Source organism: Thermus amyloliquefaciens, assembly GCF_000744885.1.
GTDB classification, from domain to species: Bacteria; Deinococcota; Deinococci; order Deinococcales; family Thermaceae; genus Thermus; species Thermus amyloliquefaciens.
On the sequence record NZ_JQMV01000003.1, the window covers coordinates 1,513,908 to 1,540,658 of the forward strand.

Sequence of the window (26,751 nt, forward strand, 5' to 3'; positions counted from 1 at the left end):
CTCACTCCTTGGTGGCGCCCAGGGTAAGCCCCTGGATGAAGTAGCGTTGCAGGCCGAAGAAAACGATCAATGTAGGCAGCGTGGCCAGGAGGCTCCCCGCCACGATGAGGGGCCAGTCGGCGATGTACTGCCCCTTCAGGTTGGCAAGCCCTGTGGTGATGGGTTTCAGCTCATCCCGGCTCAGCAGGACCAAACCCCAGAGAAAATCGTTGAAGATCCAGGTGAACTCCAGGGTGGCGATGGCGGCCAGGCCCGGAAGCATGAGGGGCAGAGCAATCCGCCGCCATATGGTCCACTCCCCGGCCCCGTCCACCACCGCCGACTCAAACAGGGAGGTTGGGATGGTGCGCATGAAGTTCCGCAAGACAAAGGTGGCAAACCCGAGCTGGAAGGCCGTGTGAAAGAGAATGGGGGCAAGATAGGTGTCATAGACCCCAAGCTGGTTGGCTAAGCGGAAGACGGGGAGCATGAGCATCTGGAAGGGAACCATGTTGAATCCCAGAAAAAGGAGGAAGATGGGGAGGGCGAGACGGAAGCGGAAGCGCACCAAGGCGTAGGCGGCCATGCTGGAGAGGACCAGGATGCCAAAGAGGGAAGGCAGGGTGATGATGAAGCTGTTGAGCAGATAACGGCTTATCCCGGCCTCGGCCCAGGCCTGGACGTAGTTGTCCAGGGTAATCTCTCTGGGCCAGCTCCAGAATCCTCTCAGGGTGAGGTCGTCCAGGGTTCTCAGGCTGACGAGGAAAGCCCCCACCAGGGGAAAAAGCCAGAGGAGGGCCGCAGCCCAAAGCAATCCCACCACGAAGGGAGAGAGTCTAACCTTCATCCCTCCTCCTTCACTTCCTCCTTTACCGCACGCCAGAGGAAAAAGGCAATCGGCACAAAGGTGATGGCAAAGAGGACCACGGCGATGGCCGCCGCGTAGCCCATGCGGTAGTCGTGAAAGGCCGACAGGTACATGTAGTTGGCCAGCACCTCGCTGCTATGGAAGGGACCCCCCCGCGTCATCACGTAAACGAGGTCAAAGGAGCGGAGGGAGTCCACCGTGCTCACCACCACCACGATAACGGTGATAGGGGCGAGAAGGGGAAAGATGATGCGGCGGAAAAGGGTCCATCCCGTGGCCCCGTCCACCAAGGCCGCCTCCACCACCTGGGGATCCACGGTCTTAAGCCCGGCCAGGTACAGGAGCATCACGTACCCTACCTGGCGCCAACAGGCCGCCCCCAGGATGGCCGCTAAAGCGAGCTTGGGGTCCCCAAGCCAGCCGATGCGGTAGGCGGCCTCGGGGTCCACCTGGAGGCCCAAGGCGGCAAGGCCCTTTAGGACCGCGGCCAGGAGAGCATTGAGGAGCCCTTGCTGGGGATGGTAGATCCAGGACCAGACCACGGCCACCACCGCCGGGGAGAGCACCAGAGGAAGGTAAAAGCTCACCTTTAGGAACCGCTCCCCAGGGACGGGGTGGTTGAGGAGGTAGGCCAGGGCCAGCCCGGCCGAGGTAGGAAGGAGGAGGAAGACCGCGACCCAGATCAGGTTATTGCCCAGGGCCTGGTAGAAGACGGGGTCGCGGAAGAGGCGGGCGAAGTTCTCCAGGCCCACCCAGTTCCAGCGGGGGGACACCCCGTCCCAGTCACTGAAGGCGAGGGCAAAGGTAGCCAGCGTGGGATAAACCACGCAGAGGGCGTAGAGGGCAAGGGGTAACCAAAGAAAGGGGACAGGGCTTGGCCTTCGCATCAAGAAAACCTCCAGCAAGGCCCCCGCCTTTTTGGAAAAGCGGGGGCCTTAAGACTAGCGGTTATCCTTAAAAATCCGGGCCCGCTCTTCCTCCAGGGACCTGAGGATGGCATCGATCTGCCCCGGGTTGGCCATGAACTGCACGAAACCGTTCATGCCCTTGTTGGCCATCTCGGGGTCGGTATCGCGGTCGTAGAACTGGGTGATGTAGGCGGCGGGCTCAATGATCTCCTTAAGCCCCTTCTGGATGTAGGCCGGATAGAGCTTGGGATCCACGTCGTTCCGCGGCACCAGGCGTTTGAACTCCTTCACCGCAAGCTCCATGACCTCCTTGGAGGCCAGGAAGCTCAAGAAGAGCTTGGCGTTTTCCATGTTCGGGGCCTTGGCCGGGATGAAGTACCCGTCCGTGGGGGCTTCCTCCGCCAAGGGCACACTGGGATTTATGATGGGGAAGCGGAAGAAGTCCAGCTCCTTCTCCTCGCGGTCGTCGGGATACTGGTCGCGGATGAAGTCGCCGATGAGGTACATGGCCGCCTTGCCCTGGACCATGAGGTTGGCCGCGTCCTGCCAGTCGTAGGAAGCGGGGTTCTCCAGGAAGCACTTGTGGTCCAGGAGCTCCTTCCAGTAGTCAAAGACCCGGCGCACCCTGGGATCGGTATAGGCCACCTTGCCGTCCATGAGGGCCAGGTGGAACTGGGGACCATTCACCCGAAGGTTGAGGTAGTCAAACCACCCCGCGGCGGGCCAGAGGAACTTGGTCCCGATGGCGATGGGGGTAAGGCCCGCGGCGTTCAAGCGGTCGCAGACGGCCACGAACTCCTTCCAGGTCTTGGGCACCGCAAGCCCCAGGCGTTGGAAGATGTCCTTGCGGTAGTAGACGGCCCACCAGTAGTAGCTGGTGGGGAGGAAGGTGTAGCGGTCTCCCGTCTTGGAAAGGGCCTGGAAGCCCTTGGGGAAGATCCGCTCCCAACCCTCCTTGCGCCAGAGGTCGGTGATGTCTGCCACAAGACCCCGCTCGGCGAAGTACCGCATCCGCTCCCCGGCAAACCAGGTAAGGACATCCGGGGGACGGCTCGAGGCCAGGTAGGTCCGGATCGCCTGCTTGAAATCCTCGTGGGCCACGATCGTGTGCGTTACCTGGATCCCGGGGTACCTCTGCTTGAAGAGGGCCACTATCCGCTGATCAGAGGCCCGCGCTAGCGGGTCGCCGTTGTAGGAGTTGTAAACCAGCCTCCCCTGCCCCTGGGCCAAAGCCCAAAGCAGAAGGCCGCACGCCAATACCGCCAGCATCCGCACCATCAAGCGCATACACCACCTCCTGGACCTACCCCAAAGGGTAAGCGCCCACTGTTTTGGGCAGGTCTTCGTCTTCTATTTTAAGTCCCTTTTTTTGGTTGTCAAGTCTTACTAAAGCTTTCGTTTGGGCACCCCGAAGGCCGCGCACCCCGAAGGCAGGAATGGCACAATGGGTTCCATGCCCTCCCTCGAGGCCCAGACCCGGCGGGAAAGGATCCTCAGGCTCCTCAAGCAGGACGGCCAGGTGCGGGTGGCCGACCTGGCCAAGGCCCTCGGGGTCTCCCAGGTCACGGTGCGGGCCGACCTCGAGGCCTTGGAGCGGGAGGGGAAGCTCAGGCGTCTGCGGGGTGGAGCTGTGCTTTGGGAGGCCCGGCGGTTTGAGCTCCCCCTCGAGGTCACCCGTACCCTTCACGCCAAGGCGAAGGAGGCCATCGGCAGGCGGGCGGCGGGGCTTGTCAAGGACGGGGATGTGGTGATCTTGGACGTGGGGAGCACTACCACCGAGATGGCCAAGGCCCTTCCCTCTACCCTTAGGGACGTGGTGGTGGTCACCAGCGCCCTCAACATCGCCCTCCTCCTCGAGAGCCACCCGGGGATCACCGTGATCGTCACCGGAGGGAGGCTCAGGCCCCTGCAACACTCCCTGGTGAACCCCTTCGGCACCCTCCTCCTGGAGGAGCTGAACGCCGACAAGGCCTTCCTGGGGTGCAACGGGGTTCACCCGGAGCGGGGCTTCACCAACACCAACTTGGAGGAGGCCGAGATCAAGAAGGTCATGGTCCGGGCGGCCCGGGAGGTCTACTTCCTGGCGGACCACTCCAAGCTCCTCCAGGTGGCCGCGGCCAAGATCGCGCCCCTCTCCGCGGCCACCCGACTCATTACCGACAAAAAGGCCCATCGCGAGACCCTAAAGGCCTTGGAGGAGGCGGGGCTGAAGACAGAGCTGGCCTAGCGAAAGAGGTCGGGCCGCCGCCTCCCCCCCACCTCCACCGCCGGCCAGAAGGGGTCCTCCGTAAGGTTCAGGAGCCCTCCCTCTCTGAGGAGGAAGGTGTCCTCCACCTTGGCCCCCGCTAGGCTCGGGTTCCAGGCGAGGGCCATCCCCGCTTCCAGAACCAAAGGATGCCCCGGCGTGGCCACCGCCTCCCGGGACCGGTACCCCCCAAGACCCCCCTGGTGGTGCTCCTCCCAGGCCCCGGGGAAGCCCACCCGGGCGTAGGCCTCCTGGAGGGCGGCAAAGACCTCCCCTAAGCTGGCCCCGGGCCGGGAGGCGGCAAGGGCCGCCTCCTCCACCTCCAGCACCCTGCGGTAGCGGGCCTCCACCCTGGGATGGCCGGAGGAAACCATCCGGGTCAGGTTCGCCACCAGCCCCCGCCGGGCCGCGCAGACCACCGCCATAAAGGCCCGCCCCAGAGGCCTTTCCTTGGGCAGGGGATGGCGGTGCCGGAAAAGCCGTTCCTCCCCCGCCACCAGGAGGAGAAGGGGCCGGATCCCCTGTCCCCAGAGGGCCTCGGCCAAAGCCCCGGCAAGCTCGCATTCCCGCCACTCCCCCCTCGCCCCCGCACCACCTCCCCCACCGCCATCGCCGCCTCCCGCCCGAGGTGGATGAAGGCCTCCTGCGCCTCTTGGGAAAGGACCAGGCGGAGGGGGGTGAGGTCGTGCTCCAGGTCGCTTGGGCTTGGGGGCGGAGGAAAGGCGTACCAGGGGTGGACGCGCACGGGAAGCCCCAAGGCCTCCTCCTCCGCCATCCTCGGGTGCTCCACCCGGCTCGTGTGGAGGACCATCTCCTCCCCCACCTCGAGGTAGGCCACGCTCTCCCCCATCCCCAGGGTGTTCTCCCCGCCTACCAGCCAGGCGAAGTTCTCGGGCCGGGCCACGAAGAAGCGGGGAAAGCCCCGCTCCTCCATGAAGCGGCGAAGGCGCCCGTAAGCCTCTCGGTCCATGCCCCAGGCTACCAAGCTACCCCTCCCGGGAGGAGGGGGGAGAGGTACTCCAGGGCCACCTCCTGCCGGGACCAAAGCCTTTCCCCTTCCCAGGCCTCCCCCACCAGGCGGTAAACCCCCGGGGGAAGCTTCCTCAAAGCCTCCTCTAGGGGAAGGAAGCGGGCCTGGACCTCGAGGGGGCTTTCCCAAAGCTCCCCCAGGCTGAAAAACCTTCGGGCCTCCCCGGGGGCCAGGGCCACCTCCTCCTCGTAAAGGGAAAGATCTTGCGGGCCTTCCAGGAAAAGGTGGACCCGAAGGCTTAAGGGCCTTTCCAGGTCGCTTATGAGCCAGGCCTCCTGCAGGGGAGGCCCTCCCACCTCCATCCTTTCCCGGTAGGGAACCAGGGAGATCAAAACCGGGCTGCTGGACTCCTTCAGGGCGTGGTAGCCCCTCTTGGGCACCCGCTCCACGTCCACCACCGCCCAGGTGATCCCCTCCCAGGGCTCCACGAACATGAACTGGAAGTAGCCCACCACCCTCCCCTTCCCCCGCCGGTAGGCGTGGATGGCAAACTCCAGTAGCCTCGCCTGGTAGGCCTGGGAGTTCTCCACAAACTCCTCCAGGGACCCCCCAACCTCCACCCCCGCCACCCGGAAGGTCTCGTGGGGCTGGAAGTTGTGGTAGGCGTAGACCTCCCACCTGGGAGGCCAGGCCGCTTCCCCCAGGACCCGGCGCAGGAGTTCCGCCCGGGGCAGGGCCTGGGCCCCAAACTCGGAAGGCAAGGGGGCTCCGGGAAGGGCCAGGAAGTCCCGGTAGTGCCCCCAGTACCAGCCCGGGTAGGGATGCTCGCGGAAGTCCGAGGCCTCCTTCGCCGGCCGGGTGGGGTCTTGGGCCCTTAGTTCCGCCGCCAGAAGGGGCCCGAGGAGGTGCCGGTTGTGGGTGGGCTCGTTCTGCGCACACCAGAGGTAAAGGGAAGGGTGGGCCCCCAGGTGCTCCACCATGGCCCGCACCTGGCGCAGGGCCTCCCCCGCGAAGGCCTCGTCCGCGGCGTAGCCCCACTGCAAGGGGAAGTCCTGCCAGACCAAGACCCCCTCCCGGTCGCAGGCCCGGTAGAAGGCCGGATGGGTCACGTGGGCGTGGACCCGCACCGCGTTCAGGTTGGCCTCCTTGAGGAGGGCCACGTCCCTTTGGGCCAGGTCCTCGGTGTAGGCCGAAAGCCACTGGGTGGGGATGATGTTGGTGCCCCTCAGGAAAAGCCTCCTGCCATTTAGGAGGAGCCAGCCTTCCCCGTCCAGCTCCACGGTGCGGAAGCCCAAGGGGGCGCTGAGCCTGGCCCCCAGGACCTCCGCCTCGAGGCGGAAGAGGTGGGGGAAGCCCCGCTCCCACACCTCCCAAAGGGGCATCCCGGGAAGGTCCCACACCACCTCCCGCCAGGCCCGGCCCGCCTCTCCCTCCAGGAAAAGTTCCCGCTCCAGGGCCTCCCCCGGGAAGTTCTCCGGAAGAAGCCTTAGGCGTAGGGGCTCCCGAAAGGCCCTGGGGGCATCCACCAGGAGCCGCACCAGAAGCCGCCAGCCCCCGGGCTGGGGGTGGAGGCGGTGGGTGAGGCCGAGGAGGGCCACCCCCTCCCGGAAAAAGACCTCCACCCCACCCCAAAGCCCCCCCGTTCCCCGCTCCTGGCCCCGTTCCGTGGTCCCCCCGGGACGGCAGTCGTGCTGGCCAAAGACCCCTTTGATCTGCCGCTTGAACCGGGGCCAGACCCCCAGGGGCTCCTTGGGGGCGGAAACCCGGAGGAGGAGTTCCCGCCCCGGGGGAAGCTCCAAAAGCCAGGGGAAGAAGTACCCCTCGTGCCGCCCCAGGTAGGTGCCCCCCACCCAGGCCTCCTGGTAGTAGTCCCCAAAGGAGCGGAGGAAGCGCCTGGGTCCGCCCTCGGGAAGGGCCAGGCGGTACCAGCCCACCTCCGCCTCCAGGCCCTCGAGGCTCCACTGGTGGGGAAGCGCCACCTCCCGCCACCCCTCCTCCGGAAGCTCCTCCGGCCTCGCGGCCCCGTGGGCCAGGAAGTGCACCCGTTCCAGCCTCATTCCCGCACCTCGTGGGGGAAAAGGGCAGCGAGGAGGTAGGCCAGGAGGATGGCCGCCCCCGGGATCACCGCCACCAGGAAGCGGAAGGCGAGCCCCGGGTTCGGCCCCGGCTCCTCCCCGCTCACGTACCCGAAGAGGGGCCCAAGGAGGGCAAAGGCAAGCCCCACCAAGGCCCCCGAGGCCCGGCCCAGAAGCCCCACCAGGCTGTAGTAGGCCCCTTCCCGCCTCGTGCCCGTCCTCTCCGCGTCCAGGTCAATGACCTTAGCCATCACCACCTCCCCCGTGACCCTGACCCCGGCAAACCCCACCCCCACCAGGGCCCCCACCAGGAGGGCAGGGAAAAGGCTTTGCGGCAGGAAGAGGAGGAGGGCGGCAAGCCCCATGAGGAGGTGGGCGAGCCGCCAGGCCCGCTTGCCCCCCAGGGCCCCTGCCAGCCGCCCCCAGAGGAAGACCGAGGGCAGGGCCACCAGGAAGACCGCGGCGAAGAGGAAGGCGGTGGCCGCCTCGGGAAGGCCCAGGCTGTGCTTGGCGTAGAAGGCCATGCCCGTCTGGATCACCATGCGGCCAAACTCAAAGAGAAGCCCCACCAAAGCCACCACCCAGAAGGCCCGGTTGGTCAGGACCAGGCGGAAGGACTCCCTTAGCCCCAGGCCGCTTTCCGCCTTGGGGTCCTCCTGGATCCCCGGGAAAAAGAAGAGGAAGGCCATAAGAGCAAGCCCGGCGAAGAGGAGGGCCATGCCCAAAAACCCCACCTGGGCGTAGACCAAAGGGGCTAGGGCTATCCCCAGGATCAGGCCAAAAAGCTCCGCGCCCCGCTTTAAGGCGGCAGCCCCAGCCCTTTCGGAAAGCCCGCGAAACATCTCCGGGAAGAGGGCCCCGTGGTTGGTCCAGACCACCGTGGCCATGGTCTCGTACAGGACGATGGCCACCGCGAAGTAGTAGGGCAGGACCCCAGGGCTTCGGGCCCAGTCGGGCACCCAGAAGACCAGGAGGTAGAAGAGGAGGAAAAGGGGAACGCCCAGAAGAAGCCAGGGCCGCCTGCGGCCCAAGCGGGTCTTGGTGCGGTCGGAAAGGTGGCCAAAGAGGGGGTCGTTCACCGCGTCCCAGAAGGCGTAGGCGGTGCGGGCCAGGGCGTAGAAGGTGGCGGAGAGACCAAGCCTCTCCAGGTAGAAGAAGGCCAGGTACGTGCCGAAACTCTCCGAGACCAGGGTGAGTCCCAGCTGGCCGGCCGCATAGCGCCAAGGTTTCACAGGACCTCCTTCACGGCCCTCCAGGTGAGGGGGTGGAACTCAGCGAGCACCCGGCGCACCTCCGGGTGGGCCAGGGCGAAGTAGTCCGCCTCCCGCGTCCGCCAGTCGGGGAGGGCCCGGCCCTCAGGGGTGGGGAGGGCGCTGTGGTGGACCAGCTGGTAAAGCCCCGCGGGGAGGCGGGAAAGGTCCAGGTAGAAGCCGAGCCGCTCCTCTGGGGGCAGGCCGTAGGGGTCCAGGAAGCGCACCGCGGGAAAGGGGGCTTCCCGCAAAAGCCTCTCCAGGTCCGGGAGGAAGGCGGGGGGTACCCCCAGGCCCTCGAGGCTTTCCGGCAGCAACGGGGGCAGGCGGTACTCCCAGGCCAGGCGCAGGTACACCTCCGCCAGGTCGGGCCGGAGCACCGCCCCCTGGTGGACGTCCAGGTGCGTGGGGGTAAAAAGGCGTTGGGCCGCCTGGATCTGGGCCCTAAGCTCCCGTTCCACCTCCTCCGGGCGGGCCCTTTGCCAAAGCACCTCCAAGGAGTCGGGAAAGTACCCGGCCTCGTCCCTCAGGCTTTCCCCTTCCGTGAGGGGGCGCATCCTGGGGGCAGGCCACTCGCTGGTGAGGGTGAGGTGCACCCCCAGGTCCTCCCCCCGCACCCCGCTGGCCCAGGCCCCCGGGACCATCACGCTCCCCGTGGGGAAGCCCAGGGCCTGGTAGGCGCCATTTTGCGCGTGGGTCAGGCCCAGGTCGTCGTGATGCAGGATGAGGACCCGCCGCCCCCCAAGGCCCAGCCGCTCCAAAAGGTCCATGCCTCCTCCTTTCCCTTGGCTCCATTCTAAAGGGAAGGGGGGCCTTTCCGGGCCAGGTACCCCTTGAGGGGGGCCAAGGAAGGGCCAGCTTTTCGTTGCCGAAGGGGTAACCCTCCTGCCCGGGCGCTTCACCCCAAGGGACCCGGCGGGAAGAAAAGGACCCGTTGGAGGGCCTACGCCAGGGCCAGCTCCACCAGCCGCCTTAAAAGCTCGGGGTACGGAACCCCCCCGGCGGCGAAGAGCCTGGGGTACATGCTGGTGGGGGTGAAGCCGGGAATGGTGTTCACCTCGTTTAGGTACACCTCCCCCTCCGCCAGGAAGAAGTCCACCCGGGCCATGCCGCGAAGGCCCAAAAGCCGGTAGGCCTTCAAGGCCAGCTCCTGCACCGTTTCCTGGGTGCCGGGGTCCAGGGGGGCGGGGATCAGAAGCTCCGCCCGGCCTGGGGTGTACTTGGTCTCGTAGTCGTAGAACTCCGCCTGGTAGCGCACCTCCCCCACGGGGCTCACCTCGCCAAAAACGTTCCCCAGGATGCCCACCTCTAGCTCCCGCACCCCCCTTAGGGCCTGCTCCACCACGGCCTTTTGGTCGTGGCGGAAGGCCTCCTCCAGGGCCCTCTCCAGCTCCGCGTGGCGCTCCACCCGGGAAATGCCGATGCTGGAACCCGTATTGGCGGGCTTCACGAAAAAGGGCGGGTCAAAGGGGATGAAGGGGGGCTCCCCCTGGTAGAGGGCCACCCACGGGACCACGGGGATCCCCGACTGGGCCAGAACCCTTTTGGAGAGGTCCTTGTCCATGCAAAGGGCGCTGGCCGCCACCCCTGCCCCCACGTAGGGCTTACCCAGGAGCTCCAAAAACCCCTGGATGGTGCCATCCTCCCCCCACCTTCCGTGGAGCAGGGGGAAGACCACATCGTACCGGTCCCACGCCAACGGAGGGGGGAAGGCATGCCGGCCCGCAGGGGCCACCTTGGCCCTGAGGGCGGCCATGGCCTCCTCCCCCAGGAGCCACCGGCCATCCTTGGCGATCACGGCGAGCTCGGTGGGAAAGGGCATGTGCTCCAAAACCCCACGGGCGGAGAGCAGGGAAACCTCGTGCTCGGGGCTCCTGCCCCCGGCGATGAGAAGGACCTTGGGCGTGGCCATGCCTAAAGCTTAGCCCCTTTCCCCCAAGCCTTGGGAAAGATCCCGGCCGTTAAAGCGATCCGCACAAGGGAGAAGCCCTTCCCTCACCCAGCAGAGCACGGCCTCCTTGGCCGCCTCGAGGACCCTCTCCACCACCGGCCATTCCTCGGGAAGGAAGGGGGAAAGCACGTACTCCGCCCCCTTTTCCCGGGAAGGGGGCTTGCCGATGCCCAAGCGCAGACGGTGGAAGGCCTGCGTCCCCAAGGCCTCGGCGATGGAGGCCACCCCCCGGTTGCCCGCGGGGCTACCCCCGGCCTTCAGGCGCAAGCGGCCTAGGGGCAGGTCCATCTCGTCGTGGACCACCAAGAGGCGCTCGGGGGGGATCTTGTAGAAGCGCACCAGGGGAGCCACCGCCTGCCCGCTTAGGTTGTAGTAGGTGAGGGGCTTGAGGAAGATCCCCCTCTTCCCCTCCACCTCCACCTCGGCCATAAGGGCCTTCCCCTTCTCCCGGAAGGGGAAGCCCAGACGGTCCAGGACCATGAAGCCCAGGTTGTGCCGGGTCCTGGCGTACCTTTCCCCCGGGTTGCCCTGGCCCACCACCAAAAACATCCGCCCCCCTCCCAAAAAGAAGGTGGGACCGCCCTCGGATCCCACCCCCTCAAGGGGCAAGCCCCCCGTGGGGCCTGCCTCACTCCTCCTCTTCCTTCTTGCCCTTCTTGATGACCTCGGGCTCCGCGGGGGCCTCGAGGGCCTCCGCCGCCAGCTTCTCCACGTCCTCGGGCGGCACCACGGCGGCGATGGTCTCCTCGGGGGAGACCGCAAGCCGCACCCCCTCGGGAAGCTTCAGGTCGGCGGCGTGCAGGCTATCCCCGATGCCCAGGCCGGAAACATCCACCTCGATGAACTCGGGGATGTTCCGGGGGGAGACCCGGACCAGGATGTCCCGGTGCACCTCCTGCAAGACGCCGCCCTCCCGCACCCCCTGGGGGGTGCCCACGAAGCGCAAGGGGATGTACATCTCCACGGGCTCGTCGGAGAGGACGTAGAAGTCCACGTGCTCGGGGCGGCGGCGGCGCTTGTCCAGGTTCACCTGGCGAACCAGGGTGGGAAGCTCCTGGCCATCGGGGAGCTCGAGGACGATCACGTGGTGGATGGAAGCCTGGCGGAAGACCTTGTCAAACTCCCCTAGCTCCACGTACACCTTGCGGTTCAGGTGCTTGTTGTAGATGACGCCGGGGAGCTTCCCCGCACGGCGCAAGGCGGCGGGCTTCTCCCCTTCCCGGTACTGGGCTTTCAAACGGTATTCCATGTCTCCTCCTAGCAAAAGGCGAAGGCCCCCAAGGGGCACACTATGGGAAAGCTTAGCACATCCCCTTGCCTTCCTTCCACACCTCAGATCAAGGCGCTCACCGACTGGTTGGTGTGCACGTGCTGGATGGCCTGCGCCAGGAGTTCGGCGGTGGAAAGCACGGTGTAGCCCCCGTCCTTGAGGGGGATGGTGTCGGTGAAAATCACCTCCCGGATGGCAGGGTGGGCGAGGTTCTCCCTGGCCTCCCCCACCAACACGGGGTGGGTGGCCATGACCACCACCTCGGGCAAGGCCCCCGCCTGGAGAAGGGCCTCCACCCCCCGCCGGATGGTCCCCCCGGTGGAGACGATGTCGTCTATGATCAGGGGCCTCTTCCCCGCCACCTCCCCGATCACGTAGGTGACCGCGGTCTCCTTGGGGCCATAGCGGCGCTTGGCCAGCATGGCAAAGGGCAGGCCCAACCGTTCGGAAAGCCGCCTCGCCTCCTCCGCCCGGCCGGCATCCGGGGAGACCACCACGGCGTTTTCCGTATATCCCCTTTCCTGCATGTAGCGGGCAAAAAGGCGCACCGCGGAGAGGTGGTCCACGGGGATGTCAAAAAAGCCCTGGATCTGGGGAGCGTGCAGGTCAATGGCGATCACCCGGTGTACCCCCACCGCCTCCAGGAGGCCCGCCACCAGCTTGGCGCTCACCGGCTCCCGGCCCTGGGTCTGCTTGTCCTGGCGGGCGTAGCCGAAGTAGGGGATCACGGCGTTGATGCGCCCGGCGGAGCTCCTGCGGGCGGCATCGGCCAGGAGGAGGAGTTCCATCAGGTGGTCGTTGACCGGGGGGCAGGTGGGCTGGATGAGGTAGACATCCTCCCCCCGCACGCTCTCCAGAAGGCGCACCCGCACCTCGCCGTCGGGGAAGCGATCCACCAGGGCTTTGCCTAGGGGTACCCCTAAGGCCTCCGCCACCCGCCGGGCCAGATCGGGGTGGGCATTCCCCGTGAAGATCCGGATTTCCATGGGCCCCTCCCCTTTCAGTATGCCAAAAGGGCCTGGGCCAGAAGACCAAGCCGCCTCGAGGCCTCCTCCAAAAAGGCCTGGAAGTCCCTGGCCGCCCCCTCCCCAGCCCCATCGGTCACCGCGCGGATCAAGGCCATGGGGTGGCGGAAGCGCCAGGCCACCATGAGGGCCGCCGCCCCCTCCATCTCCACCGCCTGGGCCCCGTGGAGCCGGGCAAGCCTCTCCGCCTCCTTCCGATCCGCCAGGAACCGGTCCCCCGTGGCCACCACCCCCCGCCGGGCGGGAAGGCCCAAGGCGGAAGCCGCCGCCTCGGCCCGGGCCAGAAGGCCAGGGTCCGAGGGAAAGAAGCGCACCCCGAAGGCGGTCTCCCCCGGCTCCCGGCCGAAGGGGGTGAGGTCCACATCCCACTGCACCGCCTTTTCCGCCAAGAGGAGGTCCAGGGCACGAAGGGTTGGGTCCAAGCCCCCGGCCACCCCCAGGAAGAAGCTCTCCTGGGGGGAAAACCGGGCCAGGACATAGGCCACCGCCGAGGCCGCCGCCACCTTCCCCACCCCGGTTTCCGCCACCAGCACCCCGGGGGCCTGGTGGAGGGGAAAGGGAGCCACAAGGGCCTCCTTAGCCCCCAAAGCCTCCCTTAGCGCCCGGGCCTCCTCGGGCTCCGCGGCGAAGAAAGCCCTCACCTGCCCTCCAAGGGGATGGTCTTTTGCACCCTAAGGCCTTGCCGTAACACCTTCTCCGCCCAGGCCTTGGCCCCCGGGAGGTCGTGGTCCCGGTAGTTGCCGCACTCCCGGAAGCCCGCCCCCGGCACGGGTCCCTCGTGCAGGAGGACATCCCTCAGGGCCCGCTCCCAGGCCACCAACACCTCTTCCTCCTCCAGGGGGCCTTCCACCACCAGGTAAAACCCCGTGCGGCACCCCATGGGGGAAAGGTCAATGACCCCCTCCAGGTGGTCCCGCAGGTAGCCCGCCAGCAGGTGCTCGAGGGTGTGCAGGCTGGCGGTGGGGAGGGCCTCCCGGTTGGGCTGGGCCAGGCGCAGGTCGTACTTCTCCACCCAGCCGCCCCCCACCCTTTTCCTCCCCGCCCGCCGCACGTAGGGGGCCCTTACCTTGGTGTGGTCCAGGGCAAAGCTCTCCACCTCGGCCATGTCCCCATCCTATCTTGCTAGACTGGCCCATATGGTCTTGGTGCTGGACTTCGGCTCCCAGTACACGCGGCTCATCGCCAGGAGGCTTCGGGAACTGAGGGCCTTCTCCCTCATCCTGCCCGGGAACACCCCCCTGGAGGAGGCCCTGAAGCACAGGCCCGAGGCCCTGATCCTCTCCGGAGGGCCCAACAGCGTCTTTGACCCCCAAGCCCCCCGCCCCGACCCCAGGCTCCTCCGCCTGGGCCTCCCCACCCTGGGCATCTGCTACGGGATGCAGCTCCTGGCCCAGGAGCTTGGGGGCAAGGTGGAGCGGGCGGGGCGGGCGGAGTACGGCAAGGCCCTCCTCACCCGCTACCAGGGCCCCCTCTTCCGGGGCCTAAAGGGGGAGGTCCAGGTCTGGATGAGCCACCAAGACGCCGTGACCGAGCTTCCCCCGGGGTGGCGGGTAGCGGCGGAGACCGAGGAAAACCCCGTGGCCGCCATGGAGGCCCCCGACGGCAAGGCCTTCGCCGTGCAGTTCCACCCCGAGGTGGCCCACACCCCCAAGGGGATGCAGATCCTGGAAAACTTCCTGGAGCTTGCCGGGGTGAGGCGGGACTGGACCCCGGAGCACGTTCTGGAAAGCCTCCTCCAGGAGGTGCAAGAACGGGTGGGGCAGGACCGCGTCCTCCTGGCGGTCTCCGGGGGAGTGGACTCCAGCACCCTAGCCCTCCTCCTGGCCAAAGCGGGGGTGGACCACCTGGCGGTCTTCGTGGACCACGGCCTCCTGCGCCTGGGGGAGCGGGAGGAGGTGGAGGGGGCCCTTAGGGCCCTGGGGGTGAACCTCCTGGTGGTGGAGGCCAAGGACCGGTTTCTGCAAGCCCTAAAGGGGGTGGAGGATCCCGAGGAAAAGCGCAAGATCATCGGCCGGGAGTTCGTGGAGGTCTTCAGCCAGGTGGCCCGGGAAAGGGGCCCCTTCCGCTTCCTGGCCCAGGGCACCCTCTACCCCGACGTGATCGAGTCCGCCGGGGGGCATGGGGCGGCTAAGATCAAGAGCCACCACAACGTGGGCGGCCTCCCCGAGGACCTAAAGTTTGAGCTCCTGGAGCCCTTCCGCCTCCTCTTCAAGGACGAGGTGCGGGAGCTGGCCCTGCTTCTCGGCCTCCCCGACCCCATCCGCCTGCGCCACCCCTTCCCGGGACCGGGCCTGGCGGTGCGCATCCTGGGGGAGGTGACGGAGGAGAAGCTTTCCATCCTCCGCCAGGCGGACGACATCTTCATCAGCCTCCTCAAGGAGTGGGGCCTCTACGGACAGGTGGCCCAGGCCCTGGCGGTCCTCACCCCGGTGCGGAGCGTGGGGGTGGCGGGGGATGAGCGCCGCTACGGCTACGTCCTGGCCCTACGGGCGGTGACCACCGAGGACTTCATGACCGCGGACTGGGCCAGGCTCCCCCTGGACTTCCTGGACGAGGTGGCCAGGCGCATCCCCCGCCGGGTACCGGAGGTGGGGCGGGTGGTCTACGACCTCACCTCCAAACCCCCGGCCACCATAGAATGGGAGTGATGCCCGAAGCCGCAAGGCGCCTCGAGCCCCTTTCCCTCGAGGCCTACCTGGAGCTGGAGGCCAGGTCCCCGGTGAAGCACGAGCTGGTGGAGGGTACCCTCCACGCCATGGCCGGGGCGAGCCGGGCCCACAACCTTATCGTCACTAACCTGGCCCTTCTCCTAGGCCCCCTGGCCCGGCGCAAGGGCTGCCGCCTCTATGTGGCGGACATGAAGCTCAAGGTGGGGGAACGCACCGTCTACTACCCCGACCTCATGGCGGTGTGCGCCCCACCCCCGGAAAACCCCTACTACGAGGAAGCCCCCTGCCTGGTGGTGGAGGTGCTCTCGGAAAGCACCGAGGGGGTGGACCGGCGGGAAAAGCTTTGGCGCTACCTGGCCCTTCCTTCCCTCCAGGCCTACCTCCTGGTGAGCGCCCTGGAGCGACGGGCAGAGCTTTATCGGAAGGAAGGAGGGGAGGTCTTCTACCAGGCCCTCGAGGCGGGGGAGGTACCCCTCCCCTGCCTGGAAGGGGGCTTCCTCCTGGAGGAGGCCTACGCGGGGGTGGACCTGGAGGCCCGCCCGGGTTAGACTGGAGGGGAAAGGAGGTAAAGCATGCCCACCTTTATCGTCCTCAGCACCCTCACGGACGATGGCGCCGAGACCCTGGTGAAGAACCCCGAACGCATCAAGGAGGTGAACCAGGAGCTGGAAAGGGACTTCGGGGTCAAGGTGGTGGCCCAGTATGCGGTCTTGGGGCCTTATGACTTCGTGAACATCGTGGAGGCGGAGGATGCCTTGGCCGTGGCCCGGGCCATGCTCCACCTCGGGGCGCGGGGGAGCGTGAAGACCACCACCCTCGAGGCCATCCCCGTGGCCGACCTCATCGCCAAGCTCAAGTAGTGGAGGTCCTGGAGACCGCGGTCTACGCCGAGGACCTGGAAAAGGCCCGGGCCTTTTACGAGGGGGTCCTGGGCCTCCCCTGCTTCCAGTTCAAGCCGCCCCGCCACGCCTTTTTCCGGGCCGGGCGCGGGGTCTTCCTGGTCTTCAACCCCGAGCAGACGGGGAAGGACGAGGCCCTGCCCCCCCACGGGGCCAAAGGAACTTTATGCCAAAGCAGGCATCCCTGAAGTCTGGATCGTGAACCTGGCGGAAAACCTCCTGGAGGTCTACCGCCATCCCCAAGAGGACCACTACCGCCTTAGGGAGATCCTCCTCCCCGGCGAGGCCAAGGCTCCTCTGGCCTTCCCCAATCGGCCTATCCTTTGGTCGTGAAGCAGGTGGAGCTTTTCACCGACGGGGCCTGCCTGGGCAACCCCGGGCCCGGGGGTTGGGCCGCCCTTTTGCGCCATGGGGGGCACGAGCGCCTGCTTTCCGGGGGCGAGGCCTGCACCACCAACAACCGCATGGAGCTCACCGCCCTCCTCGAGGGCCTAAGGGCCCTCAAGGAGCCCTGCGAGGTGCACCTTTTCTCGGACAGCCAGTACCTGGTGCGGGCCCTAACCGAGTGGCTTCCCGCCTGGCAGCAAAGGGGCCTGCGCAAGGCAGACGGGAAACCCATAGAAAACCGCGACCTCTGGGAGGCCATCCTGGAGGAGCTGAAACGCCACCGCGTCCTCCCCACCTGGGTGCGGGGGCACCACGGCCACCCGGAGAACGAACGGGTGGACCGGGAGGCCAGGCGCCAGGCCAAGCGGCAAAGGGAACGGTCCCAGAACCCTTGTCCCCCCAAGGGGGCTACGCTTTTTCCCCGCTAGGTAAAAAAACGTTATACTGAGGCCATGCTAGGCCAGCCCAAAAGCCCTCTCGAGAGCCAACTCCGCCCGGAGGAACGGGAAGGCCCCGTGTTCAAGGCCAACAAGGACGCCTGGGTGGCCCTGGTGCGGGAGTTCAGGGAAAGCCTGGAAAGGGTGCGCCAAGGGGGCGGGCCCAAGGCCGTGGAGCGCCAGCACAAGAAGGGGCGCCTCACCGCCCGGGAGCGCATCGCCAAGCTTTTGGACCCGGGCACGGAGTTCTATGAGCTCATGGCCTTCGCCGGGTGGGGGATGTACGAGGAGTGGGGCGGGGCCCCAGCGGGAGGCGTGGTCACCGGCCTGGGGCAGATCCAGGGCCAGACCTGGATGATCATCGCCAACGACGCCACGGTGAAGGCGGGGGCCTTCTTCCCCATCACCGCCAAGAAGGTGATCCGGGCCCAGACCATAGCCTTGGAAAACCGCATCCCCACCCTGTACCTGGTGGACTCCGCTGGGGTTTTCCTGCCCCTCCAGGACGAGGTCTTCCCCGACCAGGACGACTTTGGCCGCATCTTCTACCTGAATGCCCGCATGTCCGCCCTGGGCATCCCCCAGATCTCCGCCATCATGGGGAACTGCGTGGCCGGGGGCGCCTACCTGCCCGTCATGACCGACGTCCTCCTCATGACCGAGGGGAGCGGGCTTTACCTGGCGGGCCCCGCCCTGGTGAAGGCGGCCATTGGCCAGGAGGTGACGAGCGAGGAGCTGGGCGGGGCCAGGATGCACTTTGAGGTCTCGGGCACCGTGGACTTCTACGAACCCAACGACGAGGCCGCCATAGAACGGATCCGCCAGCTCATCGCCCTCTACCCACCCCCCAAGCTTGCCCCTTGGGCGGAAGGCCGCAAGGAGCCCAAAGACCCCCTCTACCCCGCGGAGGACCTCTATGGCCTCATCGCCCCCGACGGGTCCCGCCCCTATGACCTCCGGGAGGTGATCGCCCGCCTCGTGGACGGCTCGGAGTTTTTGGAGTACAAGGGGGGGTATGGGGAGACCCTGGTCACGGGGTTTGCCCGCATCGGGGGGTTTCCCGTGGGCATCGTGGGCAACCAACGCCTCATCCTGAAGAAGAAGGGTCGGATTGAGGTGGGCGGGGTCATCTACGCGGAGGCCGCGGACAAGGCCGCCCGGTTCATCCTGGAGGTGAACCAGATGAATATCCCCCTCCTCTTCCTCCAGGACGTGACCGGCTTCATGGTGGGGAAGGAGTCGGAGCAGGCGGGCATCATCCGCCGGGGGGCCAAGCTGGTGAACGCCGTTTCCAACTCCGTGGTGCCCAAGATCACCCTGATCCTGGGGGGCTCCTTCGGGGCGGGCAACTACGCCCTGGCGGGCAAGGCCTACGCCCCCAGGTTCATCTTCGCCTGGCCCAGCGCCAAGTATGCGGTGATGGGCGGGGCCCAGGCGGCCAAGACCCTTTTGGAGCTGGAGGTGGAGAAGCTCAGGCGGGAGGGCAAAGAACCCTCCGACGAGGAGCTTAAGGAGCTCTACGAAGGCATCAAGGGGCGCTACGAGGAGACCCTAGACCCCCGGTACGCCGCCGCCAGGCTTTGGGTGGACGGCATCCTCCTCCCCCACGAGACCCGGAAGTGGCTCATCCGGGCCCTCGAGGCCTGCGCCCTAAACCCCGAGCGGGAACCCTTCCGCACCGGGGTCTTCCAGGTGTAGCGCCATGGCCAAGGTCCCCATCCGCTACGTGGAATGCCCCCGGGATGCCTGGCAGGGCTTCAGCCGCTTCATCCCCACGGAGGAAAAGGTGGCCTTCCTTGAGAAGCTTCTAGAAGCCGGCTTCCGCCACCTGGACCTCACCAGCTTCGTCTCCCCCAAGTGGGTTCCCCAGATGGCGGATGCGGAGGCGGTCCTGGCCGCCCTGCCGCCCCCTGAGGGCCGCACCTACCTGGCCATCGTGGCCAACGAGCGGGGCCTGGAAAGGGCGCTGGCGGCCAAGAACCTCACCCACGTGGGCTACCCCTTTTCCCTCTCGGAAACCTTCCAGCGCAAGAACACGAACCGCTCCCTGGAGGACTCCTGGCCCCTGGTGGGGGAGATGGTGCGGGCCACGGAGGGGAGGCTTGGCCTCGTGGTCTACCTCTCCATGGCCTTCGGCAACCCCTACGGGGACCCCTGGAGCCTGGAAGCCGTCTTGGAGGCCATGGGAAGGCTTAGGGAACTGGGGGTGCGGGAGATCGCCCTGGCGGACACCTATGGGGTGGCGGAAGCGGAGCGCATCCGGCAGGTGCTGGAAGGGGTGGTGGCCCGCTTCGGCCCCGAAGGCCTGGGAGCCCACCTGCACGCCCGGCCCGAGGGGGTTTTGGAGAAGGTGGAAGCGGTGTTGGCCAGCGGGGTGCGCTGGCTGGAGGGGGCCTTGGCGGGGGTGGGAGGCTGCCCCTTCGCTGGGGACGAGCTGGTGGGCAACCTGCCCACGGAAAGGGTGCTTCCCCACCTGGAGGAAAGAGGCTACGCCACGGGGGTAGACCTGAAGGCCCTTCCCGGGCTGGCGGGCGAGGCGGCCCGGCTTAAGCTCCTCTACGGCTAAGGGCCGCTTTGGTGGGCGATGCCCAGGGGCACCTGGGGGGGCCTAGGCCACCCTTTTCAGGTAGATCCCGGGGTCCGTGGGGTTGGCGATGGCGTTCACCCGCGGGATGAGCGCCTCAGGCGGAAGGTCCAAAAGCTCCGGCAACTCCGCTGGGGAAACCACGGCCTCGTAGAACTTCTTAGCCCCAAGCCTCAACAAAAGCTCCACCAGCTCCGAAAGCGCCTCCTCCCCTCCCGGGAAGGCCGGGCCAAAGGCGTCGGGGGTGAGGAGGTCCTTCTTGCCCCCGTGGATCACCACCGCGTAACGGGCCTGGGGGCGGCGGTCCTGCCAGTCGGTGAGGAAGTACACCTTGGCCTCGGGAAAACGCACCCCCTTGAGGGCCTCCTTGAGGGCCTCGAGGGTCAGCCTGGGAGAGGCACGCAAGCCCACGCGTTCCATGCTTCCCATCTTACGGCTGCCCCCCAGGGACAGGGGTCCTCAGCCCAGGAGCTTGCGGGCGTAGATGACCTGGCCGGCGTGGTGCTGGGCGTGCTCCACCAGGTGGTGGAGGACGTGGGCCCTGGGGGCCTGCAAGCCCTGGGCCCCCACGGGGACCTCCTGGAAAAGATCCCCCTCCCCAAGCCCCCGAAAGGCGGAAAGGAGCCTGGCCCAGGCCTCCCGGAAGCGGGCCACCACCACCCCCTTGGCCTCGGGCTCCCCCAGAAGCTCCCACTCCCGTCCCCTCTTGGCCCACTCCGGCAGGTCCAAGGAAAGGGCGTAAGAGGCCAGGCGCAGGGAGCTTCCCGCCACGTGGCGCACCAGGCCGCCGATGGGGTTCACCCCCTCCTTCGGCCGCCACCAAAAAGCCTCCTCAGGGAGATCAAAGGCCCACTTTTCCAGATGGGCCTCCACCTCCTTGAGACCCTTGATCCAGGCGGAGACCGCCGGGGGCACCCCCGGCTCCAGGGGTTCCAGAAAGGGCGCGGGCATACCCCCATGCTACACCCCGTAAACTGACGGGCATGGAGGCCCTGGCCCTATTCGCCCTCCTGGCGGGGGGAGCCTATTTCCTCGCCCGGCGCAGGAGGCCCGCCGCCTGCCCCCAGTGCGGCCTGCCCCGGGCCCTGGCCCTGGAGGTGGCCCGGCACCGGCGTTTCTGCCCCCACGTGGCCTTCCGCGCCTGCCCTTACGATCCCAGGAAGGGGGTGTACCGCCAGCGGCGATGAGCCCGGTGGAGGCCAACTGGGAGGCCCTCGAGGCGGACCTCGCCGACTACCTCGCCCGAAAAGGCCTCGTCCCCTCCTGCCGGGCGGGGTGCGCCGCCTGTTGCCACGGCCTGGTGACCCTCTCCCGCCTGGAAGGGGAGGCCCTCCTCCCCCACCTCACGGAGGCCCAGCAGTCCCGCCTCCTGGAGGAAGGCCCCAAGCGCCTGGCCCTCCTCCGGGAGGGTAAGGAGGATCCCCGCTTCCCAAGCCGCTTCTTCCAAAGCCGCACCCCTTGCCCCTTCCTGGAGGGGGGCCTTTGCGGGGTCTACCCCCACAGGCCCCTGGCCTGCCGGGGCCTCCTCACCACCGGGGACCCCGCCCTTTGTGCGCCAGAGGCCAAGACCCCCAAGGGGCACTTCCTGGCGGTGCCCTGGCGCATGGCCCACCGCCGCATGGAGGCCCTTTGGGAGGAGGAAAGGCGGCGCCACGGCTTCGTGGTGATCGGGGAACTTGCGGGCCTCCTCTACCTCCTCCTCCAGGGCCTGCCCGAGGGGCGGGGGGAGGTGGAGGGCCTCCTCCGGGAGCTCGGGGTGCTGGGGGGGCGGTGGGGGTTCCAGGTGGTGTAGCCAGGTCCGGTCCCCCGGGGGCAAACCCGGGCGCTTGCCCGCACCGGCCCGCGGGCCCTGGCGGCCTTGAGGTGGGCGATCCAGGCCCTGGCGTCCATGCCCACCCCGACCTCCGGCTCCCCCTGGGGAAGATCCCCTAAACCTCCTTGCGGAGGGGGGTGCGCCTGGGGGATATAAAAAGAGGGCGGCCCGCAGGCCGCCTTTGGCGGAGGGGGCGGGATTCGAACCCGCGAGGCCCCTTGCGGGGCCTACCGGTTTTCGAGACCGGCCCGTTCAACCGCTCCGGCACCCCTCCCTGAGCCGGGCGAAGAAGTCCTTTAGGAGCTTAGCACACTCCCCCTCCAGGAGGCCACCCCTCAGCCCCTCCCCGTGGCCAAACCGGGTCAAGGCCCCCTCCTTCAGGTTCTCCGCCCCGTAGACCACCTCCACCCCCGCCTCCTGCAGGGCGTGGTGGCACATGCGGCAGGGCTCGAGGGTCACGTAAAGCCTCCCCCCCCGGGCCCGTCGGCCCACCCGGCGCAGGAGGAGCATCTCCGCGTGGGCCGTGGGGTCCTGGGTGGCCTCCACCCGGTTGTGGTCGGCGTGGACCTCCTCCCCCACCACCAGGACCGCCCCCACCGGAACCTCCCCCTCCTGGAAGGCCGCCCGGGCCTCCCCCAGGGCCAAGGCCATGAAGCCCTCCTCCTCCGGCGGCGGGAAAAGGCCCAAGACCTCCAGGACCCGCTTCCCCTCCGCCCGCACGGGCCAAAGCCCCTTGAGCTCCTTGGGCACCCCCTTCTCCGCCAGGAAGTCCCGCAGGCGCTTCCTCCCAAAAGGCCTTTCCAGGTAGTCCCCGGGCTCCGGCCGGCGGAAGCCCGGGGGCAGGGGGAGTTTGGGGTCAGGGGGGATGAGGAAGAGGGTGCCCCCCTTGCGCCGGGCCAGATGCCCTCCCGGAAGGGTCGCCGCCCTGCCCCCCAAGGCCTCCTCCAGGAGGGCGATGAGCCTTCCCTCGGGCCTGAGGTCCAGGGCCTCCAGCACCCGCCGCAAGGCCCGCCGGCGCAGGACAGCCGGTGCCCTGAGGAGGGGCGCTGCCCGGAAGGCGGGCACGAAGAAACGGGGGTCGGGGAGAAGGCGAGCCCCGGCCTCCCGCTCCAGGTGGTCCTCCTCCTCCTCCCGCACCCCGGCGAAACGGGCCAGGGCCTCCTTGGCCCGGGGGAAGCGGGCCTCCAAGAGGGGAAAGACCGCAAGCCTCAGGTAGTTCCGGTCCAGGGCGAGGTCCCGGTTGGAAGGATCCTCCCGCCAAACCTCCTTAAGCTCCCGCAGGAAGGCCCTCAGCTCCTCCCGACGGAAGGGGAGGAGGGGCCGCACCACCAGGCCCTCCCTTTCCCGGATGCCCAGGCCCCGGGCCGTGCCCTGGAGGAGCTTGAGGACCACGGTCTCCGCCTGGTCGTCCAGGGTGTGGGCGGTGAGGATGGCCCTGGCCCCCACCTCCTTGGCCACCCGGTGCAAGAAGGCGTAGCGGATCTCCCGGGCCACCGCCTCCAGGTTCTCCCCCCGCTTCTCGGCAACCCTCCCCACCTCCACCCGCTCGGCCCGGAAGGGGAAGCCGAGCCTTTCCGCCAGGGCCCGCACGAAGGCCAAATCCTCCCCGCTATCCGGGCGGAGGGCGTGGTCCAGGTGGGCCACCACCGCCTCCCTCCCCGCCCGCCTCGTCAGGTGGGCCAAGGCCACCGAGTCCCCACCCCCCGAGACGGCCAGCACCAAGGGGTCCTTGGGAGCAAGCCGGGAAAGCCGCTCCCGGAAGGCCTCCTCCAGGCCCTGGGAAAACCTCTCAGGCAAGCCGGGCCACCTCCGCCTTCAAGGTGGAAAGGCAGCAGCGGCCCCTGGGGTTGCGCTGGTCGCAGGCGCAACGCTTGGCCCTCACCCCCTCCTCCACCTGGGCCACGGGGTCCAGGCCCTGCCGCAAGGCCTCCGCCAGCCCCTCCCGGGTCCAATCAAAGCAGTAGCAGATGAGGGAAGCGCCCTTGTCGTAGATGGGAAAGCGCACCTCCTCCAGGGTGTACACCCCTTCCCGCCCGTAGTAGACCACGGGGCAGCCAGGGTCCTGGCAGAGGTAATGGGGGCTCCCGGGGTCCAGCCGGGCAAGAGCTTTCCCCATGAGGAAGTTTTTCACCGCCTTCAGGGGCACCTCGAGGCCCGCCCTGCCGTTTTGCGGGCATACCATGCTTCCACTATAGCCGCGGTATCCTAACCCCATGAGGCTTCGCTTCCGGGAAAACGGCCCCTACGTCCTGGACCTGCCCGAGGGAACCCCCTTCCGCCTGAACGGGGAGGAGATGCGGCTAGAAAGGGCCAACCTCGCCCTTTGCCGCTGCGGCCAGTCCGGAAACAAACCCTTCTGCGACGGGAGCCACAAGGAGGTGGGGTTCCAGGCGGAGAAAGGGGAGCTGGAAACAGCCCCCTAGGGGCTAGGCCCAAAGGGACGAGGACCCAGCCCCAGAAGCAGCTACCGGACCCCTTGGTCCTTAGCCCTCCTCCGCCAACGCTCCAGGATCCTTTTCCGGCCAAGCCCCTCCCGCAGGGCCTGTTCCTCCGCCAAGGCCAGCATGGCCTGGGGGAACCCCACGGCCTGCAAGTCCCCCTGGTCCGCCTCCTGGTAGGCCTGAAGAAGAGCCGCCTCCAGAAAGTCCGCGGCCAGATCCACCCAAGCCTCCCCTCCTTGCCCCTCCTCCGCCGCCAGATAAAGGGCCCGCTCCAGGTCGTAGGCCAGCCGGGCCAGGTCCTGAAGGGGATGGCCCCTACCCTCCCTGCCCAAGGCCAGAAGGAAAACCTCCCCTTCCGCCTCCACAAAAGCCTCTAAACCGCGGTTCAGGAGGGGTATCCCCTCCCCCTCTCCCTCCGCCTCCCGCAAGGCCCGGTGCAAAAGGGCAAGCCGCACCCCCAGAAGCCGGGCCAGGGCCTCCAGCTCCCCGAGGGCACCGGCCACCAGGCCCAAGGCCCCCTCGCCAACCGGGTGGTCTTGCAACCGGGCCAGGCCCTCCCCCGCCAGCCTCAAGGCGTGGGCAAAGGCCTCCTGGGGACGGCGGGAAGGGAGGGTACCGGTGAGGGCCAAGGCCCGCCGTCCCTGGCCTCGAGCCCAGTAAAGCCCCCCTATGGGCTTCAGGACCCAAGGGAGATCCAGGCGGGACAAAAGGCGCTCCGTACGGTCCAGCCCCCCATCCTGGACCAACCCCACCTGGAGCCAAACCCCTTCCCCTGCCGCCAGACCCGGGCGGAGAAGCTCCAGGGTTTCGGGAACGGGACCCGGATGGTGGCCCCGGTAGTGGGCCCTGAGGCTCCGGCCCTCAAACCCTTGGGCGAGCCTCCTTAAGAGGAGGGCGTAAAACCCGGGGTCCTGGGAGAGCTCAAAGAGGTATCCCCCTCCCCGCACCCGGGCGAAAAGCCCCGGGCCTTCCCCCTCCCGGCGCAGGGCGATGGGCAAAAAGGCCTCAAGGGAACCCTCCTCCCCCTCGAGGCGCAGGAGGGTGAGGTACAAAGGGGGTTCCTTCTGGAAACGAAGGGCGTCCTTGAGCTCCACCCGCCTGGGCCTCAGGGCCAGCCAAGCCCGCTCCCCCAGCGCCTTACCCAAGGCCCCCAGGAAGGCGGCCCGGGCCCTTTCGTCCACCAAAGTATCGATGAAGAGGCCCTCCACACCGGCGGAGAGGGGCACGGAGGGCAGGCCCTGGAGTCCCTCTGCCTCCTCCTGGGGCGCGGCCCCGTCGGAAAGGTGGAGGCGCTCCACCTCCTCCTTGGGCCTTAGGGCAAAGAGGCTGAAACCATGGGGACCCAAGGCCAGGCGGTAACGCCCCTCCACCGGGGGAAAGGGGCTTTGGGAGAAAAGCTCCACCGGGACCTGGCCCTCATACCCCTCCAAGGGCAGGTCAAAGGCCTGGGTGTAGCGGGAGAGGTTGGCCACCACCAGGACCTTCTCCCCCTGGTACTCCCGCACGTAGGCCAGGATCCGCCGGTTCTCCACGGGAAGCAGGCGCAGACTGCCCCGGCCCAGAACCCGGGCGTACCGGTTCCGGATGCCCAGGAAGCGGCGCACGAAGTTCAGGAGGGAGTGGGGGTTTTCCCTCTGGGCCTCCACGTTGACAAAGTGGTAGCTGTAGGGCCCCTCGCTCACCGGGGGCAGGAAGAGGCGGTGGTAGGGGGCCCGGGAAAAGCCCGCGTTCCGGTCCGCCGACCACTGCATGGGGGTCCGCACCCCGTTGCGGTCGCCCAGGAAAGGGTTATCCCCCATGCCGATCTCGTCCCCGTAGTAGAGGATGGGGCTTCCCTTTAGGGTGAAGAGGAGGGCGTGAAGCAGCTCAAACCGCCGCCTATCCCCACCCAGGAGGGGCATGAGCCTGCGGCGGATCCCCAGGTTGATCCGGTACCTGGGGTCAGGGGCATAGACCTCCCAGAGGAACTCCCGCTCCTCCTCCGTGACCTTCTCCAGGGTGAGCTCGTCGTGGTTGCGCAGGAAAAGGGCCCACTGGGCGGTCTCCGGTATGCCCTCCGTCTCCTGAAGCATGGCCTCAATGGGGCCCCGGTCCTCCCGGCGCAGGGCCAGGAAAAGGCGGGGCATCAGGGGGAAGTTGTAGGCCATGTGCACCCCGTCCCCCTCCCCGAAGTAGGGGAGGGTTTCCTCGGGCCACATGTTGGCCTCAGCCAAGAGGACCTTACCGGGGCCATAGCGCTCCTCCAAGGCCTTGCGCAGGCGTTTCACCGCCTCAATGGTCTCGGGAAGGTTTTCGCAACTGGTCCCCTCCCGCTCGTAGAGGTAGGGGATGGCGTCCAGGCGGAAACCGTCCACCCCCATGTCGGCCCAGAAGAACATCACCTGGTGCATGGCCCGTTCCACCTCGGGGTTGTCCCAGTTGAGGTCGGGCTGATGGTGGTAGAAGCGGTGCCAGTAGTAGGCCCCGGCCACCGGGTCAAAGGTCCAGTTGCTGGGCTCAAAGTCCTGGAAGATGACCCGGACCCCCTTGTACTTGTCCGGGGTATCGCTCCACACGTAAAAGTCCCGCATGGGGCTACCCGGCTTCCTGGCCTCCTGGAACCAAGGGTGGTCGCTGGAGGTGTGGTTGAGGACCAGCTCGATGATGACCCGCATCCCCCTGGCGTGGGCCTCGTCCAGGAAGCGCCGGAAGTCCTCGAGGGTCCCGTGGACGGGCAGGATCTGGTAGTAGTCGGAGATGTCGTACCCATCGTCCCTTAAGGGGGACTGGAAGAAGGGCATGAGCCAAAGGGTGTTCACCCCCAAGGCCTCCAAGTAGGGCAGCTTTTGCCTCAAGCCCTCAAAGTCCCCGTAGCCGTCGTCGTTGGCGTCAAAGAAGGAGCGCACGTGCAGCTGATAGATGACCGCATCCTTGTACCAAAGGGGATCCACGGTCCCCAAGTATGCGCCGTTAGAGGTACGACTTCAAGTAGGCCAGGACC

At 67.6% G+C, this 26,751-nt stretch carries 29 protein-coding genes, 1 tRNA gene and 1 pseudogene; 12 read left to right on the plus strand and 19 right to left on the minus strand.

Annotated features, from left to right (window positions below; genetic code table 11):
- Position 1 precedes the first annotated feature (1 nt).
- From BS74_RS08060 to BS74_RS08070, 3 genes are all read right to left on the minus strand, one after another.
- Positions 2 to 826 carry a carbohydrate ABC transporter permease gene (locus BS74_RS08060; RefSeq protein WP_038057746.1) on the minus strand — a complete coding sequence of 275 codons (825 nt, stop codon included), beginning with the start codon at positions 824 to 826 and terminating at the stop codon, positions 2 to 4.
- Entirely contained in the window at positions 823 to 1,674 is an 852-nt protein-coding gene (locus BS74_RS08065) for a carbohydrate ABC transporter permease (RefSeq protein WP_245606095.1), read from the minus strand. Before BS74_RS08065 ends, BS74_RS08060 begins: the two co-directional genes overlap by 4 nt.
- A 114-nt stretch (positions 1,675 to 1,788) precedes the next feature.
- Positions 1,789 to 3,042, minus strand: coding sequence for an ABC transporter substrate-binding protein (locus BS74_RS08070; RefSeq protein ID WP_038057748.1), 1,254 nt, complete (start codon positions 3,040 to 3,042; stop codon positions 1,789 to 1,791).
- Between the two features lie 166 nt (positions 3,043 to 3,208).
- On the opposite strand from BS74_RS08070, the gene BS74_RS08075 reads away from it, so the two are divergent.
- The gene (locus BS74_RS08075) at positions 3,209 to 3,982 is read left to right on the plus strand and encodes a DeoR/GlpR family DNA-binding transcription regulator (RefSeq protein WP_038059059.1); all 774 of its coding nucleotides are present in this window, start codon (positions 3,209 to 3,211) and stop codon (positions 3,980 to 3,982) included.
- Here BS74_RS08075 and BS74_RS12545 read toward each other — a convergent pair.
- The 10 genes from BS74_RS12545 to BS74_RS08125 all read right to left on the minus strand — a co-directional run bounded on the left by BS74_RS12545 (position 3,979) and on the right by BS74_RS08125 (position 13,646).
- Complete coding sequence (locus BS74_RS12545) at positions 3,979 to 4,545, minus strand: M24 family metallopeptidase (protein ID WP_342666027.1); 567 nt, start codon at positions 4,543 to 4,545, stop codon at positions 3,979 to 3,981. The genes BS74_RS08075 and BS74_RS12545 overlap by 4 nt on opposite strands.
- Before the next feature lie 433 nt (positions 4,546 to 4,978).
- A complete protein-coding gene (locus BS74_RS08085) occupies positions 4,979 to 7,027 on the minus strand; it encodes a glycoside hydrolase family 2 TIM barrel-domain containing protein (RefSeq protein WP_038057749.1) in 2,049 nt (682 codons plus the stop codon).
- A complete protein-coding gene (locus BS74_RS08090) occupies positions 7,024 to 8,277 on the minus strand; it encodes an MFS transporter (RefSeq protein ID WP_038057750.1) in 1,254 nt (417 codons plus the stop codon). Before BS74_RS08090 ends, BS74_RS08085 begins: the two co-directional genes overlap by 4 nt.
- Positions 8,274 to 9,065, minus strand: a complete 792-nt coding sequence (locus tag BS74_RS08095; RefSeq protein WP_038057751.1) for a carbohydrate deacetylase — start codon at positions 9,063 to 9,065, stop codon at positions 8,274 to 8,276. Before BS74_RS08095 ends, BS74_RS08090 begins: the two co-directional genes overlap by 4 nt.
- 173 nt (positions 9,066 to 9,238) lie before the next feature.
- Positions 9,239 to 10,207, minus strand: a complete 969-nt coding sequence (ddl, locus tag BS74_RS08100; protein WP_038057752.1) for a D-alanine--D-alanine ligase — start codon at positions 10,205 to 10,207, stop codon at positions 9,239 to 9,241.
- Positions 10,208 to 10,216: 9 nt separating this feature from the next.
- A complete protein-coding gene (gene pth, locus BS74_RS08105) occupies positions 10,217 to 10,795 on the minus strand; it encodes an aminoacyl-tRNA hydrolase (RefSeq protein ID WP_038059061.1) in 579 nt (192 codons plus the stop codon).
- A 79-nt stretch (positions 10,796 to 10,874) separates the two neighbouring features.
- On the minus strand, positions 10,875 to 11,495 hold the full coding sequence (locus BS74_RS08110) for a 50S ribosomal protein L25 (RefSeq protein WP_038059063.1): 621 nt from the start codon (positions 11,493 to 11,495) through the stop codon (positions 10,875 to 10,877).
- 83 nt (positions 11,496 to 11,578) lie between these two features.
- Complete coding sequence (locus BS74_RS08115) at positions 11,579 to 12,502, minus strand: ribose-phosphate diphosphokinase (RefSeq protein ID WP_038057754.1); 924 nt, start codon at positions 12,500 to 12,502, stop codon at positions 11,579 to 11,581.
- A gap of 14 nt (positions 12,503 to 12,516) precedes the next feature.
- Positions 12,517 to 13,182, minus strand: coding sequence for a 5'-methylthioadenosine/S-adenosylhomocysteine nucleosidase (gene mtnN, locus BS74_RS08120; protein ID WP_038057757.1), 666 nt, complete (start codon positions 13,180 to 13,182; stop codon positions 12,517 to 12,519).
- Entirely contained in the window at positions 13,179 to 13,646 is a 468-nt protein-coding gene (locus BS74_RS08125; protein ID WP_038057759.1) for an S-ribosylhomocysteine lyase, read from the minus strand. The genes mtnN and BS74_RS08125 overlap by 4 nt, the downstream gene beginning before the upstream one ends.
- Positions 13,647 to 13,677: 31 nt before the next feature.
- Between BS74_RS08125 and guaA the strand changes: the two genes are divergently transcribed.
- The 8 genes and pseudogenes from guaA (at position 13,678) to BS74_RS08160 (ending at position 19,499) form a co-directional block, all read left to right on the plus strand.
- Positions 13,678 to 15,189, plus strand: a complete 1,512-nt coding sequence (guaA, locus tag BS74_RS08130; protein ID WP_038057761.1) for a glutamine-hydrolyzing GMP synthase — start codon at positions 13,678 to 13,680, stop codon at positions 15,187 to 15,189.
- Positions 15,189 to 15,758 carry a Uma2 family endonuclease gene (locus tag BS74_RS08135; protein WP_038057762.1) on the plus strand — a complete coding sequence of 190 codons (570 nt, stop codon included), beginning with the start codon at positions 15,189 to 15,191 and terminating at the stop codon, positions 15,756 to 15,758. Before guaA ends, BS74_RS08135 begins: the two co-directional genes overlap by 1 nt.
- Positions 15,759 to 15,782: 24 nt before the next feature.
- A complete protein-coding gene (locus BS74_RS08140) occupies positions 15,783 to 16,070 on the plus strand; it encodes a glutamine synthetase/cystathionine beta-lyase binding protein (protein ID WP_038057764.1) in 288 nt (95 codons plus the stop codon).
- Positions 16,070 to 16,276 (plus strand): annotated as a pseudogene (locus BS74_RS08145) (VOC family protein); the annotation flags it as partial. The gene BS74_RS08140 and the pseudogene BS74_RS08145, both read left to right, overlap by 1 nt.
- A gap of 31 nt (positions 16,277 to 16,307) precedes the next feature.
- Positions 16,308 to 16,442 carry a hypothetical protein gene (locus BS74_RS11720; protein ID WP_425427251.1) on the plus strand — a complete coding sequence of 45 codons (135 nt, stop codon included), beginning with the start codon at positions 16,308 to 16,310 and terminating at the stop codon, positions 16,440 to 16,442.
- Positions 16,439 to 16,924 (plus strand): ribonuclease HI, encoded by a 486-nt coding sequence (gene rnhA, locus BS74_RS08150; protein ID WP_038057766.1) that lies wholly within the window; start codon positions 16,439 to 16,441, stop codon positions 16,922 to 16,924. The genes BS74_RS11720 and rnhA overlap by 4 nt, the downstream gene beginning before the upstream one ends.
- Before the next feature lie 24 nt (positions 16,925 to 16,948).
- Positions 16,949 to 18,631: an acyl-CoA carboxylase subunit beta gene (locus BS74_RS08155; RefSeq protein WP_038057768.1), complete on the plus strand. Its 1,683-nt coding sequence runs from the start codon at positions 16,949 to 16,951 to the stop codon at positions 18,629 to 18,631.
- Positions 18,632 to 18,635: 4 nt separating this feature from the next.
- The gene (locus BS74_RS08160) at positions 18,636 to 19,499 is read left to right on the plus strand and encodes a hydroxymethylglutaryl-CoA lyase (RefSeq protein WP_038057770.1); all 864 of its coding nucleotides are present in this window, start codon (positions 18,636 to 18,638) and stop codon (positions 19,497 to 19,499) included.
- 42 nt (positions 19,500 to 19,541) lie between these two features.
- Here the strand turns inward: BS74_RS08160 and BS74_RS08165 are convergent, their stop codons facing one another.
- Both BS74_RS08165 and BS74_RS08170 read right to left on the minus strand, forming a co-directional pair.
- Positions 19,542 to 19,937 carry a DUF3197 domain-containing protein gene (locus BS74_RS08165; RefSeq protein WP_038059069.1) on the minus strand — a complete coding sequence of 132 codons (396 nt, stop codon included), beginning with the start codon at positions 19,935 to 19,937 and terminating at the stop codon, positions 19,542 to 19,544.
- Between the two features lie 39 nt (positions 19,938 to 19,976).
- On the minus strand, positions 19,977 to 20,468 hold the full coding sequence (locus BS74_RS08170; protein ID WP_038057772.1) for a DinB family protein: 492 nt from the start codon (positions 20,466 to 20,468) through the stop codon (positions 19,977 to 19,979).
- 32 nt (positions 20,469 to 20,500) lie between these two features.
- Here BS74_RS08170 and BS74_RS08175 point away from each other — a divergent pair, with 32 nt between their 5' ends.
- The gene (locus BS74_RS08175; RefSeq protein WP_038057774.1) at positions 20,501 to 20,704 is read left to right on the plus strand and encodes a hypothetical protein; all 204 of its coding nucleotides are present in this window, start codon (positions 20,501 to 20,503) and stop codon (positions 20,702 to 20,704) included.
- Entirely contained in the window at positions 20,701 to 21,309 is a 609-nt protein-coding gene (locus tag BS74_RS08180; protein WP_038057776.1) for a YkgJ family cysteine cluster protein, read from the plus strand. Before BS74_RS08175 ends, BS74_RS08180 begins: the two co-directional genes overlap by 4 nt.
- Positions 21,310 to 21,512: 203 nt before the next feature.
- Here the strand turns inward: BS74_RS08180 and BS74_RS08185 are convergent.
- The 3 genes from BS74_RS08185 to BS74_RS08205 all read right to left on the minus strand — a co-directional run bounded on the left by BS74_RS08185 (position 21,513) and on the right by BS74_RS08205 (position 23,512).
- Positions 21,513 to 21,604, minus strand: a tRNA-Ser gene (locus BS74_RS08185).
- A complete protein-coding gene (tilS, locus tag BS74_RS11725; protein ID WP_081914570.1) occupies positions 21,583 to 23,127 on the minus strand; it encodes a tRNA lysidine(34) synthetase TilS in 1,545 nt (514 codons plus the stop codon). The genes BS74_RS08185 and tilS overlap by 22 nt, the downstream gene beginning before the upstream one ends.
- On the minus strand, positions 23,120 to 23,512 hold the full coding sequence (locus BS74_RS08205) for a hypothetical protein (RefSeq protein WP_038057786.1): 393 nt from the start codon (positions 23,510 to 23,512) through the stop codon (positions 23,120 to 23,122). Before BS74_RS08205 ends, tilS begins: the two co-directional genes overlap by 8 nt.
- Before the next feature lie 31 nt (positions 23,513 to 23,543).
- Between BS74_RS08205 and BS74_RS08210 the strand changes: the two genes are divergently transcribed.
- Complete coding sequence (locus tag BS74_RS08210; protein ID WP_038057787.1) at positions 23,544 to 23,753, plus strand: CDGSH iron-sulfur domain-containing protein; 210 nt, start codon at positions 23,544 to 23,546, stop codon at positions 23,751 to 23,753.
- Positions 23,754 to 23,794: 41 nt separating this feature from the next.
- Here BS74_RS08210 and treS read toward each other — a convergent pair whose 3' ends face one another.
- Complete coding sequence (treS, locus tag BS74_RS08215; RefSeq protein WP_038059072.1) at positions 23,795 to 26,701, minus strand: maltose alpha-D-glucosyltransferase; 2,907 nt, start codon at positions 26,699 to 26,701, stop codon at positions 23,795 to 23,797.
- Positions 26,702 to 26,751 lie beyond the last annotated feature (50 nt).